At 63.3% G+C, this 14,071-nt stretch carries 17 protein-coding genes; 7 read left to right on the top strand and 10 right to left on the bottom strand.

Features of this window, described 5'->3' with window-relative positions; all coding sequences use genetic code 11:
* Positions 1-128: 128 nt before the first annotated feature.
* Both NL528_RS05075 and NL528_RS05070 read right to left on the bottom strand, forming a co-directional pair.
* The gene (locus NL528_RS05075) at positions 129-509 is read right to left on the bottom strand and encodes a hypothetical protein (protein ID WP_309181627.1); all 381 of its coding nucleotides are present in this window, start codon (positions 507-509) and stop codon (positions 129-131) included.
* Positions 510-589: 80 nt separating this feature from the next.
* Positions 590-1,255 (bottom strand): response regulator transcription factor, encoded by a 666-nt coding sequence (locus tag NL528_RS05070; RefSeq protein WP_309181626.1) that lies wholly within the window; start codon positions 1,253-1,255, stop codon positions 590-592.
* Between NL528_RS05070 and NL528_RS05065 the strand changes: the two genes are divergently transcribed.
* Positions 1,211-1,579, top strand: coding sequence for a hypothetical protein (locus NL528_RS05065; protein WP_309181625.1), 369 nt, complete (start codon positions 1,211-1,213; stop codon positions 1,577-1,579). The genes NL528_RS05070 and NL528_RS05065 overlap by 45 nt on opposite strands.
* Entirely contained in the window at positions 1,567-3,231 is a 1,665-nt protein-coding gene (locus NL528_RS05060; protein ID WP_309181624.1) for an MFS transporter, read from the top strand. The genes NL528_RS05065 and NL528_RS05060 overlap by 13 nt, the downstream gene beginning before the upstream one ends.
* An 82-nt stretch (positions 3,232-3,313) precedes the next feature.
* Here the strand turns inward: NL528_RS05060 and NL528_RS05055 are convergent, their stop codons facing one another.
* The 3 genes from NL528_RS05055 to NL528_RS05045 all read right to left on the bottom strand — a co-directional run bounded on the left by NL528_RS05055 (position 3,314) and on the right by NL528_RS05045 (position 5,292).
* Positions 3,314-3,787 (bottom strand): secondary thiamine-phosphate synthase enzyme YjbQ, encoded by a 474-nt coding sequence (locus NL528_RS05055; RefSeq protein ID WP_309181623.1) that lies wholly within the window; start codon positions 3,785-3,787, stop codon positions 3,314-3,316.
* A gap of 151 nt (positions 3,788-3,938) precedes the next feature.
* Positions 3,939-4,502, bottom strand: a complete 564-nt coding sequence (locus NL528_RS05050) for a hypothetical protein (protein ID WP_309181622.1) — start codon at positions 4,500-4,502, stop codon at positions 3,939-3,941.
* Positions 4,503-4,668: 166 nt separating this feature from the next.
* Positions 4,669-5,292 carry a 2-hydroxychromene-2-carboxylate isomerase gene (locus tag NL528_RS05045; RefSeq protein ID WP_309181621.1) on the bottom strand — a complete coding sequence of 208 codons (624 nt, stop codon included), beginning with the start codon at positions 5,290-5,292 and terminating at the stop codon, positions 4,669-4,671.
* A 272-nt stretch (positions 5,293-5,564) separates the two neighbouring features.
* On the opposite strand from NL528_RS05045, the gene NL528_RS05040 reads away from it, so the two are divergent.
* The 5 genes from NL528_RS05040 (at position 5,565) to NL528_RS05020 (ending at position 8,168) form a co-directional block, all read left to right on the top strand.
* Complete coding sequence (locus NL528_RS05040; protein ID WP_309184806.1) at positions 5,565-5,936, top strand: AtpZ/AtpI family protein; 372 nt, start codon at positions 5,565-5,567, stop codon at positions 5,934-5,936.
* A gap of 72 nt (positions 5,937-6,008) precedes the next feature.
* Positions 6,009-6,764 (top strand): F0F1 ATP synthase subunit A, encoded by a 756-nt coding sequence (locus NL528_RS05035; protein ID WP_309181620.1) that lies wholly within the window; start codon positions 6,009-6,011, stop codon positions 6,762-6,764.
* Between the two features lie 56 nt (positions 6,765-6,820).
* Positions 6,821-7,051, top strand: coding sequence for a F0F1 ATP synthase subunit C (locus NL528_RS05030; RefSeq protein ID WP_016847054.1), 231 nt, complete (start codon positions 6,821-6,823; stop codon positions 7,049-7,051).
* 60 nt (positions 7,052-7,111) lie between these two features.
* Positions 7,112-7,678: a F0F1 ATP synthase subunit B gene (locus NL528_RS05025; RefSeq protein WP_309181619.1), complete on the top strand. Its 567-nt coding sequence runs from the start codon at positions 7,112-7,114 to the stop codon at positions 7,676-7,678.
* 4 nt (positions 7,679-7,682) lie between these two features.
* The gene (locus NL528_RS05020; protein ID WP_309181618.1) at positions 7,683-8,168 is read left to right on the top strand and encodes an ATP F0F1 synthase subunit B; all 486 of its coding nucleotides are present in this window, start codon (positions 7,683-7,685) and stop codon (positions 8,166-8,168) included.
* A 55-nt stretch (positions 8,169-8,223) separates the two neighbouring features.
* On the opposite strand, the gene NL528_RS05015 is transcribed toward NL528_RS05020, so the two are convergent.
* The 5 genes from NL528_RS05015 to NL528_RS04995 all read right to left on the bottom strand — a co-directional run bounded on the left by NL528_RS05015 (position 8,224) and on the right by NL528_RS04995 (position 13,650).
* The gene (locus tag NL528_RS05015) at positions 8,224-8,862 is read right to left on the bottom strand and encodes a hypothetical protein (RefSeq protein WP_309181617.1); all 639 of its coding nucleotides are present in this window, start codon (positions 8,860-8,862) and stop codon (positions 8,224-8,226) included.
* A gap of 133 nt (positions 8,863-8,995) precedes the next feature.
* The gene (locus NL528_RS05010; protein WP_309181616.1) at positions 8,996-9,583 is read right to left on the bottom strand and encodes a GNAT family protein; all 588 of its coding nucleotides are present in this window, start codon (positions 9,581-9,583) and stop codon (positions 8,996-8,998) included.
* A 44-nt stretch (positions 9,584-9,627) separates the two neighbouring features.
* Positions 9,628-10,917: a pitrilysin family protein gene (locus NL528_RS05005; protein WP_309181615.1), complete on the bottom strand. Its 1,290-nt coding sequence runs from the start codon at positions 10,915-10,917 to the stop codon at positions 9,628-9,630.
* Entirely contained in the window at positions 10,914-12,332 is a 1,419-nt protein-coding gene (gene thrC / locus NL528_RS05000; protein WP_309181614.1) for a threonine synthase, read from the bottom strand. The genes NL528_RS05005 and thrC overlap by 4 nt, the downstream gene beginning before the upstream one ends.
* A 394-nt stretch (positions 12,333-12,726) precedes the next feature.
* A complete protein-coding gene (locus tag NL528_RS04995; RefSeq protein ID WP_375144039.1) occupies positions 12,727-13,650 on the bottom strand; it encodes a formylglycine-generating enzyme family protein in 924 nt (307 codons plus the stop codon).
* Between the last annotated feature and the right edge of the window lie 421 nt (positions 13,651-14,071).

Raw genomic sequence — 14,071 nt, 5'->3', positions numbered from 1 at the left:
CCCGCCGATCAAGTTCGGCTTGCTCCAGATGTTCTATATGTGCCACGGGGTCGCATTCAAACCAACATTAGGCGGCGCTCGGTCTAATCCACTTATATTATGCTACCGAAGACGGAACGCGAATCCGATCAGTCAATCGAATAGGCATTGAGATTGAACAAGTCCATCTTCGTGAAACGAACCTTGCGGACGACACCGAGGCTAAGCGCCTTATGAATGTACTCATCCAGCCAATTGAGGACGTCGGCCGCGACCTCGGCGCAGGCGAGTTTGTCGGGCCCGCGAAAGCGAGTGCCGATGAGCCGGCCATCGCCCGCTGCGTTTCGGGCTCGACGATCCTCGCCCTTAGGCGCAACGGGCGCCGAGCAGATCGCGGAAGCGGCGGCGCTGACGACCAGTGCGGCGCTCAGTCGCGCGGCTGTGCTGTGACCGCGATCGCGCAGCAGCACGCCTGCGATCAGCAAGGACAGCCCGACGACCGCGCCCCGGCATCCGAGATCGATCGCCATCAAACCGCTGCTGCCCACGATCAGGATCACTCCATCCGGCGTTCTGAGCGGTAAGACTTACAGGGCAACGCTCCGGCGCATCAAGCGCTGGGCCGCCATTGGCCACCGGCGATTTTCGCCGCCGCGATCACGGCCTGGGTGCGGCTTTCGACGCCGAGTTTTTGCAGGATCGCCGAGACATGCGCCTTGATGGTCGCTTCGGAGACCCCGAGCTCATAGGCGATCTGCTTGTTGAGCAGCCCCTCCGACAGCATCATCAGCACCCGCACCTGCTGTGGGGTCAGCGTGACCAGCCGATCGCGCAGCCGTGTCATGTCGGGGTCGTTAACTGCCGACAGGTCGGTGTCCGCGGGAACCCAGACGTCGCCATCCATCACCTTCATGATCGCGTCGCGCAGCGTCTCGACCCCGAAGCGTTTTGGAATGAAGCCGGAGGCGCCGAAATCGAGCGATCGGCGGATCGTGCCGGCGTCGTCGCTGGCGGAAACGATCACCACCGGGATCGCCGGATATTGCGCGCGCAGGTAAATCAGCCCGGAGAAGCCCGAGATCCCCGGCATGGTCAGATCGAGCAGGATCAAATCGACGTCGGAATCCTGTTCCAGGAGCGCGGTGAGATCGTCGAACGACCCGGCCTCGCTGATGACGGCCGAGCGCACGACGCTCGCCACCGCCTGCCGCAACGCGTCGCGGAACAATGGATGGTCATCGGCGATGACGAGATGGGTACTGGCAGCGGTCGTCATTCGTTTCTCGCAAAGGGCCTGCGGCAGACCCGGATCGCTTTGTCCCTTGCCGGGCCGTCATGTGCAAGCACCCAATCCTATCACATCTCAAAGCAGTTAACCGGCGCGGTTGTGCGCTGCAATACCAAGGGCTCCTCCGCATTGATCCAGCGCAAACACAAGGCTTCGGTGGACGAAAAGCGAAAGGGCCAAAAGTCGTATTGGGGCGGCTTTCACAGCGATGTTACCTTAACGCCGGAGCCTGCGCTCAATCCGGCCAAGATCGGCGCACGGGCAAGCTTGGCGTCAATGCTTTCGGGGAGCGAACCAAAATGTCTACCATGACTGCAACTTCAGCCAGGACCGGAGGAATGACCAAGGACGAACGTTTCGTCATTCTGGCTTCCTCGCTCGGCACCGTCTTCGAATGGTACGATTTCTACCTGTACGGATCGCTCGCCCCGATCATCGGCGCGCAGTTCTTCTCGGACTATCCGCCGGCGACGCGCGACATCTTCGCGCTGCTCGCCTTCGCCGCCGGCTTCCTGGTGCGCCCGTTCGGCGCCATCGTGTTCGGCCGCATCGGCGACATCGTCGGCCGCAAATACACCTTCCTCGTCACCATTCTGATCATGGGCCTGTCGACCTTCATCGTCGGCCTGTTGCCCAACGCCAAGACCATCGGGTTTGCCGCCCCGGTCATCCTGATCGCGTTGCGCCTCCTGCAAGGTCTCGCGCTCGGCGGCGAATACGGCGGTGCGGCGACCTACGTGGCCGAGCATGCCCCGGATGGCAAGCGCGGCTATTACACATCATTCATCCAGACCACGGCGACGCTCGGCCTGTTCCTGTCGCTGCTGGTGATCCTGTTCACGCGTTCCGCGCTCGGCGAACCTGAATTCGCCGCCTGGGGCTGGCGCATACCGTTCCTGGTTTCGGTGGTCTTGCTCGGCGTTTCGGTCTGGATCCGGCTGCGCCTGAACGAATCGCCGGTGTTCCAGAAGATGAAGGACGAGGGCAAGAGCTCGAAGGCCCCGTTGACCGAAGCCTTCGCCAACTGGAGCAATGCCAAGATCGTCATCCTGGCGCTGCTCGGCGGCACCATGGGCCAAGGCGTGGTCTGGTATACCGGCCAGTTCTACGCATTGTTCTTCCTGCAATCGATCCTGAAGGTCGACGGCTACACCGCCAACCTTCTGATCGCGTGGTCGTTGTTGTTCGGCACCGGCTTCTTCGTGGTGTTCGGCGCCCTGTCCGACAAGATCGGCCGCAAGCCGATCATTCTGGCGGGCTGCCTGATCGCGGCGCTGACGTTCTTCCCGATCTTCCGGATGATCACGACCAACGCCAACCCGGCGCTGGAAAAGGCGATCGAAGCCACCAAGGTGGAGGTCGTCGCCGATCCCGCCGGCTGCGGCGATCTGTTCAACCCGGTTGGCACCCGCGTCTTCACCGCGCCGTGCGACACCGCCCGCGCCTTCCTCGCGTCGTCGTCGGTCAAGTATTCGACCACGTACGCCGCCGCAGGCTCCGGCGTGAAGGTGATGGTGAATGGCAAGGAAGTGGCCTACCCCGACGCGAAGGCCGGTAACCCGGCCGTCGCCGCAGCCGTTGCCGCCGCCGGCTATCCCAAGGCGGGCGACGCCGGCATCGTGAAGATGTCGAACCCGTTCGACATCTTCCGTCCGCAGGTTCTGGCGATCATCGGACTGCTGTTCATCCTGGTGATCTTCGTCACCATGGTGTACGGGCCGATCGCGGCGATGCTGGTCGAACTGTTCCCGACCAAGATCCGCTACACCTCGATGTCGCTGCCCTATCACATCGGCAACGGCTGGTTCGGCGGCTTGCTGCCCGCGACCGCGTTCGCGATCGTGGCGTCCACCGGCGATATCTATGCGGGTCTTTGGTATCCGATCATCTTCGCGTCAATCACTGCTGTCGTCGGCTTCTTCTTCCTGCCGGAGACCAAGGACGTCGATATCAAGACCAACTGACGGTCTCGGTTGCGGCGACAGCCGCCCGGATCGGACATGTCCAACAAACCGGCCGCGGATCGCTCCGCGGCCGGTTTTGTTTTCAGCCGACGCTTCCGATGAACTGCAGCACGACCTCGCGCCGATGCGGACGCGCGCGGTGCTCGATCAGATAGATCGCCTGCCAGGTGCCGAGCGAAAGTTCGCCCGCCAGCACCGGAACCTGCAGCGAGGTCGCCGTCAGCATGGCCTTGATATGCGCCGGCATGTCGTCGGGACCCTCGGCTTCATGCGTCCATCCGGCATTCTCCGGTGCCAGGCGGTGCAGCGCCGTCTTCAAATCGTCGAGCACCGACGGGTCGGCATTTTCCTGGATCGTCAGCGACGCCGAGGTATGGCGAATGAACAGCGTCACCGCGCCTTCGCGCGCACCGGCGTCCGCCACGAATTTTGCGATCTCGGCGGTGAGGTCGGTGAAGCCGACACCTCGCGTCTGCACCGCGAGAAGCGACGAGACGATGGCAGGTGCTGCGATCGCGGATGGCGGCGTGCGGGAGAGTGATTTGGGTGCGGTCATAAACTCTTTCTCTCCGTCGTCCCTGCGAAAGCAGGGACCCATACTCAGCGGCCTCTCGTGTTTGGGAGGAAGGAGTTGATACCTTCTGCAACAACCAACGGCGGTGACTATGGGTCTCTGCTTTCGCAGGGACGACAGCTGCAAAGCCCCGTCAAATCTTGCCGTTGAAGTCCCTCTGCACCCGGTTGGCCATCTCGATCAAACGCCGCCAGGCCCGCTCCAGGAACGACATCATGCGATCCATGTCGCGATCGCTCGGCAGCGGGATCTCGATCTTGCGCTCGCCCTCGGCGACCTTCGGCTCCGCCTTCCGCAGCGAATCCGATTTCGGCTGGGATTCATCTTTCGGCAGCGCATCGCTTTTCGGCAGCGGCTCCTCGATCTTGCCGGTAATCGTCGGCTCGCGCGCCGCCAGTTCAGCCTTGAGCTTGTCATTGTCGGCCTGCAGCCGGCCGATTTCCGCATCGAGCGCGGCGCGCTCGTCGGGCACGGCGTAGCAGGCCCAGCCCGCGCCGGAATTGTTGCAGGTCGAAACGGTGCCGGTTCGCGTATCGAGCCGGAGCACGCCGTCGGCCGTCGGCGACAGCGCATAGCGGCCGTTCTCGGTGTCCGGCGCCGCCTGCGCGACCGCGCTCGCTGCGCCGCCGAGACAAACCGCCAGCGCGGCAAGGCCAAGGAAAGAGGAGAATTTCGAGGACGACGTCGCTGTGCTCATGAGCTTGCTCCCGCCTCAGCACGGTTCCGGTACCTCAGTCCCATAGCGTTTTCGAGCGAAAGCCTGCCCCGGACTTGTTCCGGGGTGGGTACCGGTTCGCATAGCAATCAAGCCTGCGCAGATTGCGTAGACTTATCTGCGGTAGAAAACGCGTCAAAGCAAAAAGCTATACCTGTGACCTATAGGGCGCGCGGCCGGACTTCAACGCGTCTGCCAGCAATTCGATCCGATCCTGTCCCCAGAATACCTCGCCGTCGAGCACATAGACCGGCGAGCCGAACACGTCGGATGCCAGCGCATCCTGGCGGTTCTGCTCATAGACCGCGCTGATCTCCTCGGACTGCGAGCGCTCGACCAATCGCCGGCCGGGAAGCCCGGATTCGTCGGCCAGTTGGACGATGGTGGCAGGATCGGCGAGATTGAGCTGATCCTCCCAGACGCCAGCAAAGGCCCGCCGCAGATATCGATCGGGATCGAGACCGGCCTCGAGGGCCGCGATCACCACGCCATCGGCAAGCCGGGCGTTGAACGGCCAGTTCGCCGGCTGCAGATGGAATTTCAGGCCGCGCTTGTCGCGCCAGCGCTGCAGCTCGACCATCCGGTAGCGCTGCCGCACCGGGTGGCGCTTCATCAGCGGCAGCCCGCCGGTCTCCGAGAACAGATCGACCAGCACCACCGGCTTGTGATTCACCTTGAGATCGTAGGTACTTACGAGGTCCCGAAAAAAGTTATGCCCGATATAGGCCCAGGGCGATTGAAACGAGAAATAGTAATCGACCTGACGCGGCATGCGGGCTCCGGGAAGAAGGATTTGAGGTGCGCGGGTGCATCCCAACAGACCCGTCTGAGCCGCGCAAGATTGATCCGTGCCGAATTAGCTGCTGCACTGCGATGACGGGTCCACAGCGCAGTGGAAAATTTCCGAATAAATCCAGTTAAATCAATGCACTAACTGGTTACGGCGCAATCTTGACTTGATTAGACGCGGTAAGTATGGTCCGCGCGGCTTTTAAGGGTGACGGGCGTAATTTCCATCCACCGCGGCATCGGTTAGTCTTCAGCATGGCTGAAGACACCAACGACGGCGCAAATGGAAATCGCGATCAATCGTCCTCCGACGAAGCCGCGCTTTCCGCAAGGCTCGGAAGTCTCGACAACCGGTTGTCCGAAATTCGTGACAGCCGCAAAATCAGGACTGACCAACCCGGCACTGAGAGCGGCGACAGGGCTGCCAGGGCTTCCGCCATGGCGCTCGGTTTCCGCCTCTCCTCGGAGTTGGTCGCGGGCGTTGCCGTCGGGGCAGGGATTGGCTGGGGTTTCGACCGTTTGTTGTCGACATCGCCGTTCGGTTTCATCGTGTTTTTGCTGCTCGGCTTCGTCGCCGGCGTGGTCAACGTGGTGAGATCTGCAGGTGTAGCTTCAGGCAGGCGCTGAGCACTGACGGGAAGTCACGACATTTGAAATTCGATTGCCGGCCGAAGTGCCGGAGGACCAAGAGCCGCGCGGATGAAAATCGACCCGATCCACCAGTTCAATATCGAGCCGCTGTTCACGATCGGCCACATCGGCAATCAGACGATCGCGTTCACGAACTCGTCGCTCTACATGTTCGTCGCGGTGGCGTTGATCTCGATCCTGATGATCGGTGGCGTCTCGGGGCGGCAACTGGTGCCGGGGCGATTCCAGTCGATGGCCGAAATCTCCTACGAGTTCGTCGCCGGCACGATCCGCAGCACTGCCGGCGCGGAAGGCATGAAGTTCTTCCCGCTTATCTTCTCGCTGTTCATGTTCATCTGCGTTTCGAACCTCGTCGGCATCATTCCCTATACCTTCACGATTTCGAGCCACATCATCGTCACCGTGGCGCTGGCGCTCCTGGTGTTTCTCACCGTGCTGATCTACGGCGTTTACAAGAACGGCCTGAAATTCTTCAAGATTTTCGTGCCGTCCGGCGTTCCGATCTACATTCTGCCGCTGGTCATGTTCATCGAGATCCTGTCGTTCTTCCTGCGGCCGGTCTCGCACAGCGTGCGTCTGTTCGCCAACATGCTGGCCGGCCACATCGCGCTGAAGGTGTTCGCGGGCTTCGTCGCGATGCTCGGCGTCTCGCTCGGCGCGCTCGGCTGGGTCGGCGGCATGATGCCGCTGGCGCTCACGGTTGCGCTCACCGCGCTCGAGCTCCTGGTCGCGTTCCTGCAAGCCTATGTGTTCGCGATCCTCACCTGCATCTACCTCAACGACGCCCTTCATCCGGGACACTAAGCGGTCCCGGGAATTCCCACCCACCACCCTTTGTCTTTCTTCCCAAGGAGCTAAAAATGGAACCGGCAGCAGCTAAACTTATCGGCGCGGGCATCGCATGCATCGGCATGGGCGGTGCGGGCGTCGGCGTGGGCATCATCTTCGGCAACTACCTTGCCGCAGCGGTGCGCAATCCCTCCGCAGCCCAGGGCCAGTTCGGCAACCTGATCTTCGGCTTCGCCGTGACCGAAGCCCTCGGCATCTTCTCGCTGCTGATCGCACTGCTGCTGCTGTTCGTCCCGCTCTGAGCGGAATCCCTTCGCGCCGCCGCTCGTCGGCGGTGCGCCTGACAGCAACAGGAGAACTCCATGGCTGAGAGTCATGGCGAGGCAAAAGGCCAGAAGACCGGCGCCCATACCGAGGCGGATGGTGGACATCATGGCGGCGGGTTCCCGCCGTTCGATTCCTCCACCTTCGCGTCCCAATTGGTGTCGCTGGTCATCGCCTTCGTCGCGCTTTATCTGATCGTCTCACGCATCGCGCTGCCGCGGGTCGGCAGCGTCATCGATGCGCGGCAGGATGCGATCGAGGGCGATCTGTCGGCAGCGCAGAAGCTGAAGGACGAGTCCGACGCGGCGCTGAAGGCCTACGAAAGCGAACTGGCGGCCGCGCGCTCCCGCGCTCAGGCGATCGGCAACGAGACCCGCGAGAAGTTGAACGCGGCCTCGGAAGCCGAGCGCAAGACGCTGGAAGACCAGCTTTCCGCCAAGCTCGCCCAGGCCGAGAAAACCATCGCTGCAACCCGCGAGACCGCGATGAGAAATGTCCGCGGTATCGCTGCCGACGCGGCCGCGGCCATCGTGCAGCGGCTGACCGGCGTGCTGCCTGACGGCAGCGCGGTGAACAGCGCCGTCGACGCTTCGTTGAAGGGATAGTCCGATGTTCTACGAACCGGAAACCTGGGTCGCGATCGCGTTCGTCATCCTGATGATCGTGTTTGCCTATCTCGGTGTCCACAAGACGGTGCTGAAGGCGCTGGACCACCGCGCCGAACGCATCAGGGCCGAGCTCGACGACGCCCGCCGCCTCAAGGAAGAAGCCGCAAAGCTGCTCGCGGAATACAAGACCAAGCGGGCCAGCGCCGAACGCGAGGCCGAAGAAATCATCTCGAACGCCAAGGCCGACGCCGAACGCATCGCGGTGGAAGCCAAGGCCAAGATGGAAGATTTTGTCGCCCGGCGCACCAAGACCGCCGAGAGCAAGATCGCGCTGGCCGAAGCGCAGGCAATCGCCGACGTCCGTTCGGCGGCGGCCAATGCCGCGGTGGCGGCGGCCTCGACCATCCTGTCGCAGTCGGTCAAGGGCCCGGTGGCCGATGACCTGCTGGCCAAGGGCATCGCCGAAGTTCGCGCCAAGCTGAACTGATCGATCTCACCTGATACAAAAAGCCGGCGCGAGTTCATCGCGCCGGCTTTTTTGTTCACTTCTTCTTCGTCGCCTTCGGCTTCGGTTCCGGCTTCAGGGCCTGCGGGTCGAACCCGATATAGAAGATGTAGGTGTCGCCGACCGCGACCGACGGCGCCGGATATACCAGGTCATCGGCGACCAGCGTGAACGGTTCGCTGCCCGATTCCGACATCCCGACCGTGGTCTGGTAGACCTTGGTGGCGATGGTCTTTTCCGACACGCCGCCCTGCACCACGGCAACGCGCAGCGGAATCTGGACCGAGGTCGGGGCACCAGCCGGGCCGGCGATAATGCGGCCCTGGATTCCGACCCGCGCGGTGATCTCGCCGCCATTGATCTGGCATTCGCGGGCGGTCTTGGTGATGGTCGCCTGAAACTTGAGATCGTTGCCGATCGGCTGCTTGCCGGGCGCCGCCACCGCATAGGTCGAGGCGCCGGCGCGGATCTTCACGTCCGGGCAGAACAGGCCGGACTGGTCGACGTTGTCGGACCCCGCCGCCGCCGCCGGCGCATTTGGCGCCGGCTCGTCCGACTTGCCGCCGAACAGGCTCTTGAAGCGATCGCTCAGCGATTGCGCCGCTACAGGCTGAACCAACAGGCTGCAGCCGAGCGCGGCCGCTATCGCGACCCTGACCAAACGATTGTCACCCATGCGACGTCCCTGACATCATCCGACCGAGTTCCAAGGCCGCCTTATAACAGCGCAATGGCGGCGAACCCAAGGCACTTAAAGCTAAGCACGTGGCTGCACATCGGGGCGCTTCGGGGCGCCTCAAAATTAAGGTTTAGCCGCGGAAATCCTCGTGCAGCAGGCCGAACAGCAGATGATCTTGCCAGACCCCGTTGATGCAGAGATAGCGCCGCGCCAGCCCCTCGCGGGTAAAGCCGCATTTCTCCAGCACCCGGATCGAGGGCGTATTGGAGGGAATGCAGGCGGCCTCGATGCGGTGCAGATTGAGCTCGCCGAACAGCGACGGCAGCAATACGCGCAGCGCCGTCGTCATATAACCGCGATGGGCATGGGGCTGGCCGACCCAATAGCCGATGGTGCCGGCCTGCACGATGCCGCGGCGGACATTGGCGAGTGTAATACCGCCGATCATCATGCCGTCCGATTCGCGGAAGATGATGAACGGATAGGACCGGTCGGCGGCGATGTCTTCGGCATAGCGGCGCAGGCGGCGCCGGAAACCGGCACGGGTGAGATCGTCGGACGGCCAGATCGGCTCCCACGGCGTCAGATAGGCGCGGCTATGTTCGCGGAGCTGCGCCCATTGCAGGAAATCCGACATCTGCGGCGCGCGCAGCAACAGACCGTGCCCGCGTGGCACCAGTGCCGCCGGTCCGCTTGATGGCAAACGAAACAGGGCCATGCCTGAAACTCCCCCGCCCGCATCCGGTCGCAGGGCGCCTGCCCTCAATGCAGGAGCGTTTTCGCCTTCGACCGGGTCAATCCTTCCGCAAAAGACACCGCCGTGTCCAGACCCCTTCCGCTGCCAAGGGCGACAACCGCCGGCCGGCTGCGCGACAACAGGCCCCGCGCGGCGTCGCGGGTCGATTCCACGCTGACCGCGTCGATCCGCCCGACCAGTTCCTCCACCGTCAGCGGCCGGCCATAGGCCAGCATATGACGCGCCAGCTGCTCGGCGCGGGAGGAACAGCTCTCCAGCGCCATCAGCAGCCCCGCCTTCATCTGCGCCTTGGCGCGGGCGATCTCGGCTTCGGTCAGGGTTTCGACGGCGTCGTTGATGACGTCGACGATCACTTCCATCATCTCCGGCGCGTCGGCCGGATCGGTGCCGGTATAGAGCCCGAAAAAGCCGGTATCGGTATAGGGCGCGTGGAAGGTGTAGATCGAGTAGCACAGGCCGCGCTTTTCGCGCACTTCCTGGAACAGCCGCGACGACATCCCGCCACCCAGCGTGTTGGTGAAGACCTGGAGCGAGAACAGCGACGGATCGGTCTGTGGGACGCCCTCGAGCGCCAGCGTCAGATGCGCCTGTTCGAGATCGCGATGCACCACGCGCGAACCACCCTTGCCGAACATCGCCGCCTGCGGTTTCGGCGCGGGCGTGCCTTCAAAACTGGCAAAGCGCTGCGTCGCTTCCTCGACGACGCGCTTGTGATCCACGGCGCCCGCCGCCGCCACCACCATGTCGGGACCGCGATAATGCGTCGTGAGGTAACTGCGCAGCATGTCGCGGTCGAATTTCTTCAGCGTCTTGGCGGTGCCGAGCAGCGAGCGCCCCATCGGCTGGTCCGGATAGCAGAGCTCGTTGAGATGCTCGAACACGACGTCGTCGGGCGTGTCCTGCGCCGCCCCGATCTCCTGCACGATGACGCTCTTCTCGCGCTCCAGTTCGTCCGGCACGAAGGAGGGATTGGCGAGGATGTCGGACAGCACGTCGAGCGCCAGCGGCACGTCGGCCTTCATCACCCGCGCGTAATAGGCCGTGGTCTCGGTCGAGGTGCCGGCGTTGAGATCGCCGCCGACCGCCTCGATCTCCTCGACGATCTCGCGCGAGGAGCGCCGCGCGGTGCCCTTGAACGCCATGTGCTCCAGGAGATGCGAGATGCCGTGCTCGTTGGGCTTCTCGTCGCGGCCGCCAACCCCGGTCCAGACGCCGAGCGCGGCGGTCTCCAGATGCGGCATGATGTCGGTGACGACGGTAAGGCCAGACGCCAGCTTGGTAACGTCGACGCTCATCCGGCAACTCCCTGCTTGGCGGCACGGCTGACCGAGCGGACGAATCGCTCGACTGCCGCCGAATCGTTTTTCATCACCGTGATGTGTTCGGATTTGGTCATCAGGCCGTCGAGCCAGGCCGGCAGTTGCGGCCGCACACCGCAGGCGGCTTCGACCGCATCGGGGAATTTCGCCGGGTGCGCGGTCGACAGCACGATGTTGGGTATCCTGGAATCGGAACTGTCGCGATCGGCCACCGCCAGCGCGACCGCGGTATGGGGATCGACGAGATCGCCGGCCTCGCGCCAGGCGGCGCGGATCGCGGCGGCCGTTTCGGTCTCGTCGGCGCGGCCGGCGTCGAATTCCTCGCGGATCGCAGCCAGTGTCGCGTCCGGCAGCACGAAGCGGCTGGATTGCTTCAGCGACGCCATCAGCCGACGTACGCTGTCGGCGTCGCGGCGGCTTGCCTCGAACAACAGCCGCTCGAAATTCGAGGATATCTGGATGTCCATCGACGGCGACGCGGTGGCGTGGACCTCGCGCACTTCGTAGATGCCGGTTTTGAGCGTGCGGGCCAGGATATCGTTGACGTTGGCGGCGATCCGCAGGGTTCGCACCGGCAGGCCCATTCGCTTGGCAACATAGCCCGCAAAAATATCGCCGAAATTTCCGGTCGGCACGGTGAAGTCCACCGTCCGCGCCGGGGCGCCGAGCGCGACCGCTGATGTGAAGTAGTAGACGACCTGGGCCACGATGCGCGCCCAGTTGATCGAATTGACGCCGGAGAGCGAGACTGCATCGCGAAAGCCGTGATGGTTGAACAGCGCCTTCACGATCGCCTGGCAATCGTCAAACGTGCCCTCGATCGCGAGCGCATGCACGTTGGCGGCGCCCGATGTCGTCATCATCCGCCGCTGCACGTCGGAAATCCGGCCATTCGGAAACAGCACGATCAGGTCGACATTATCGAGACCGGCAAACGCATCGACCGCAGCCCCCCCGGTATCGCCGGAGGTGGCGACCACGATGGTGGTGCGCTGCGCGCGCCTGGCCAGCACGTGATCCATCAGCCGCGAGATCAGCTGCATCGCGACGTCCTTGAAGGCGAGCGTCGGACCGTGGAACAGTTCCAGCACGAACTGGCTGGCGCCGGTCTGGCGAAGCGGCACCACGGCGGGATGGCGGAAGGTGGCGTAGGCCTCGTTGGCCATGCGGCCGAGATCGGCGTCGGAAATCTCACCGCCGGCGAACGGCCGGATCACATCGACCGCAACTTCCCAATAGGGCCGGCCGAAAAATCCGGCGATGGTCTGGTGCGAAAGCTGCGGCCACACCTCAGGCACGTAGAGGCCGCCGTCGCGGGCAAGCCCGGTCAGCATCACATCGCAGAAGCCAAGCGCGGGGGCCTCCCCCCGGGTCGAAATATACCGCGTCAAACCGCCCTCCAAAGGCGCGGACCTGCCGTTAAGCCTTTGATATTGATGGATTATAGTTCTCACTCCGGGTGAAAACCGCCGGGCACCATAAAGCGTTTTCGAAAGAATGGGAAATGCCATGACGCCTCGAACCGTCATACCCCGCAGGCGGGGTATCCACTACGCCGCGGCTTCTCGGCTAATCACTGACGTCTCTGGAATACTGGATCGCCCGCTTTCGCGCTTTCGCGGGCGACGACATATGAGAAATTGGCACGCAGCTTCGCCGTCTCAGGGCCGATCACCGCGATGGAAGCGCGCGATCTCGTCCTGCGGATATTTCGTCAGATACGCCGCGAGCTCCGGTTCGGCAATTGCGGCGGGGCCGTTGCGAAGCGTTACCGAAGCATACACATCATCGCGCCTGTGGACTCCGTGAGACGCACCGGAATCCGACGTGGCTGGTCGAGGTATCGATCGCCTCGGCATGGCGCGCCGCCGGGCGGTAGCGGCGGCAATAGTTTGGTGCGCAGAGATGCGAGCCGCCCTTGATGACCTTGCGCGGGATTTTGACGTTCGGCTCGCGAGGATCGTAGCTGTCCTCCTCGTGGCCGCCGCGTGGATTTTCCGGTACGCGGCACGCCTTCGGCGCATCCGCCTCGTGCCTGGCTGCGTACCAGTCCGAGGTCCATTCCCAGACATTGCCGATCATGTCGTGCAGGCCATAGCCGTTGGCCGGGAAGGCTGTCACGGGCGAGGTGCGCTCGTAGCCATCTTCGTGAAGGTTATGCAGCGGGAATTCACCCTGCCAGGTGTTGGCCATGTGGACGCCACCAGGCGTCAATTCGTCGCCCCATGCGAACTCGGCGCCGTCAAGGCCGCCGCGCGCGGCGAATTCCCACTCGGCTTCGGTCGGCAGATCCTTTCCCGCCCACCGCGCATAGGCCAACGCATCCGAATAAGCGACGTGCACCACGGGATGATCGTCCAATGCGCCGATGTTGCTGTTGGGCCCGTACGGGTGCCGCCAGTCGGCTCCCTTCATGAACGACCACCACTGGCTCCAGTCGCGCAGGTCGAACGTCGATCGCGGCCGCACGAACACGAGCGAGCCGGCGTAGAGCATGTGCGGCAACGCACCGGGATAATCTCGTGGATCGGGTGAAATTTCGGCAAGAGTCTTGTGACCGGTCGCGATGACGAAGCGCTTGAACTGGTGGTTGGTCACCGGCGTGCGGTCGATCCAGAATCCATCCACCCTCACGCGGTGCGCCGGCGCTTCCTCGGGATAATGATCGTCGGAACCCATGCGGAACATGGCGCCGGGAATCCAGACCATGTCGGCGGTCCGGCACACCTCCGGTCGCCGTTCGTCCCGCCTGATGTCGGTCCCCAGCAACGTCATGACGCAGACCCCCGACGTGCGCGGTTACGCCCTTTCCATCGCGGCCGCGCGCGTGGTGGTAGCGCGAGGCGGAAGCAGATCAGTCAGCCCCTCTTCCCTTTTTCTGCGCTTTTTTTGGCACAACGCATTGGCGCATAAGCTTCGCAGCTCAAGGAGTTACAGGCGCGAAGCATCAGCGTGTCGATACGCTAGATGAATCTCGAACCGGTGTGATGTGCAGTTTGTGCCAATTTGCGGCGAGGTCACTTCTCAACCTGAATGTGTAATTTCGCAAACCGGTCGATTCGTCGATTGGCCGCTGATCTGCAGACAATCTGAGTGAATCCGCGACGCAGATATCCGGATCCGCGAAGAG

The sequence above is a fragment of the Bradyrhizobium sp. Ash2021 genome (genome assembly GCF_031202265.1).
Classification (GTDB): domain Bacteria; phylum Pseudomonadota; class Alphaproteobacteria; order Rhizobiales; family Xanthobacteraceae; genus Bradyrhizobium.
The sequence above is the reverse complement of the archived record's forward strand: the minus strand, read 5'-3'. Positions and strand labels throughout refer to the sequence as shown.